General features: G+C 52.1%; 1 rRNA gene. It reads left to right on the forward strand.

The window, feature by feature from the left end:
* Positions 1-101: 101 nt before the first annotated feature.
* Positions 102-2,958: ribosomal RNA gene (locus ACDX78_RS23090) — 23S ribosomal RNA — on the forward strand; the annotation flags it as partial.

Raw genomic sequence — 2,958 nt, forward strand, 5'->3', positions numbered from 1 at the left:
TTTGTACCTTGAAAACTAAATAAGAGTAACAACGACATCAATAACATTTGATTGTAAGCGAAGGCTAATTTTATTAGTGACGCTTATTCATTGTAAAGCTTAGTTAAGTGAATAAGGGCGCACGGTGAATGCCTTGGCACTGGGAGCCGAAGAAGGACGGGACTAACACCGATATGCCTCGGGGAGTTGTAAGTAAACTTCGATCCGAGGATTTCCGAATGGGGAAACCCACTGTTCGTAATGGAGCAGTACAGCTATCTGAATACATAGGATAGTTGAGGCAGACCCGGGGAACTGAAACATCTCAGTACCCGGAGGAAGAGAAAGCAAACGCGATTTCCCGAGTAGCGGCGAGCGAAACGGAATTAGCCCAAACCGGAAAGTTTACTTTCCGGGGTTGTAGGACACTCCTTTGGAGTTACCAAGAAATGCTTTAGATGAATCGGTCTGGAAAGGCCAGCCATAGAAGGTAACAGCCCTGTAATCGAAAAAGCGTTTCCTCCGGAGTGGATCCTGAGTACGGCGGAACACGTGGAATTCCGTCCGAATCCGGGAGGACCATCTCCCAAGGCTAAATACTCCCCAGTGACCGATAGTGAACCAGTACCGTGAGGGAAAGGTGAAAAGCACCCCGGAAGGGGAGTGAAATAGAACCTGAAACCGTGTGCCTACAAGTAGTCGAAGCGCGTTAATGCGTAACGGCGTACCTTTTGTAGAATGGACCGGCGAGTTACGATCGTATGCAAGGTTAAGTGGAAGACACGGAGCCGAAGCGAAAGCGAGTCTGAACAGGGCGAAATTAGTATGCGGTCGTAGACCCGAAACCGTGTGATCTACCCATGTCCAGGGTGAAAGTCAGGTAACACTGACAGGAGGCCCGAACCCACGTATGTTGAAAAATGCGGGGATGAGGTGTGGGTAGGGGTGAAATGCCAATCGAACACGGAGATAGCTGGTTCTCTCCGAAATAGCTTTAGGGCTAGCCTCAAGGGAAGAGTACCGGAGGTAGAGCACTGATTGGACTAGGGGCCCTCACCGGGTTACCGAATTCAGTCAAACTCCGAATGCCGGATACTTCCCCTTGGGAGTCAGACTATGGGTGATAAGGTTCATAGTCGAGAGGGAAACAGCCCAGACCGCCAGCTAAGGTCCCAAAGTATACGTTAAGTGGAAAAGGATGTGGAGTTGCCCGGACAACCAGGATGTTGGCTTAGAAGCAGCCACCATTTAAAGAGTGCGTAATAGCTCACTGGTCGAGTGACTCTGCGCCGAAAATGTACCGGGGCTAAACGTATCACCGAAGCTGCGGATTGTTCTTTGAACAATGGTAGGAGAGCGTTCCAATGGCAGTGAAGTCAGACCGTGAGGACTGGTGGAGCGATTGGAAGTGAGAATGCCGGTATGAGTAGCGAGAAAAGAGTGAGAATCTCTTTCACCGAAAGCCTAAGGTTTCCTGAGGAAGGCTCGTCCTCTCAGGGTTAGTCGGGACCTAAGCCGAGGCCGAAAGGCGTAGGCGATGGACAACAGGCGGATATTCCTGTACCACCTCATGAGCGCTATTAGCGACGGGGCGACGCAGAAGGATAGGGAAAGCGCACCGATGGATGTGTGCGCCCAAGCAGTAAGAGAGTCAGATAGGCAAATCCGTCTGGCAATCTCAAGCTGTGACGGGGAGTGAAATATAGTAGCGAAGTTCCCGATTTCACACTGCCAAGAAAAACCTCTAGTGAGTTCATAGGTGCCCGTACCGCAAACCGACACAGGTAGGCGAGGAGAGAATCCTAAGGTGAGCGGGAGAACTCTCGTTAAGGAACTCGGCAAAATGACCCCGTAACTTCGGGAGAAGGGGTGCTTCTTGCATGAGAAGCCGCAGTGAATAGGCCCAAGCGACTGTTTAGCAAAAACACAGGTCTCTGCGAAGCCGCAAGGCGAAGTATAGGGGCTGACACCTGCCCGGTGCTGGAAGGTTAAGGGGAAGTGTTAGGGTTTTACTCGAAGCACAGAACTGAAGCCCCAGTAAACGGCGGCCGTAACTATAACGGTCCTAAGGTAGCGAAATTCCTTGTCGGGTAAGTTCCGACCCGCACGAAAGGTGCAACGACTTGGGCACTGTCTCAACGAGAGACCCGGTGAAATTATACTATGCGTGAAGATGCGCATTACCCGCGACAGGACGGAAAGACCCCGTGGAGCTTTACTGCACCTTGATATTGAATGTCTGTACAGCTTGTACAGGATAGGTGGGAGCCGTGGAAACGTGAGCGCTAGCTTACGTGGAGGCAAACGTGGGATACCACCCTGGCTGTATGGACCTTCTAACCCAGGACCGTGATCCGGTCCGGAGACAGTGTCAGGCAGGCAGTTTGACTGGGGCGGTCGCCTCCTAAAAGGTAACGGAGGCGCCCAAAGGTTCCCTCAGAATGGTTGGAAATCATTCGCAGAGTGTAAAGGCAGAAGGGAGCTTGACTGCGAGACCTACAAGTCGAGCAGGGACGAAAGTCGGGCTTAGTGATCCGGTGGTTCCGCATGGAAGGGCCATCGCTCAACGGATAAAAGCTACCCCGGGGATAACAGGCTTATCTCCCCCAAGAGTTCACATCGACGGGGAGGTTTGGCACCTCGATGTCGGCTCATCGCATCCTGGGGCTGTAGTCGGTCCCAAGGGTTGGGCTGTTCGCCCATTAAAGCGGTACGCGAGCTGGGTTCAGAACGTCGTGAGACAGTTCGGTCCCTATCCGTCGTGGGCGCTGGAAGTTTGAGAGGAGCTGTCCTTAGTACGAGAGGACCGGGATGGACACACCGCTGGTGTACCAGTTGTTCCGCCAGGAGCATAGCTGGGTAGCTACGTGTGGAAAGGATAAGTGCTGAAAGCATCTAAGCATGAAGCCACCCTCAAGATGATACTTCCCATCATTTTAAATGAGTAAGATCCCTCAGAGACGATGAGGTTGATAGGTC

The sequence above is a fragment of the Virgibacillus oceani genome (assembly GCF_041521345.1).
Classification (GTDB): Bacteria; Bacillota; Bacilli; order Bacillales; family Amphibacillaceae; genus Virgibacillus_N; species Virgibacillus_N oceani_A.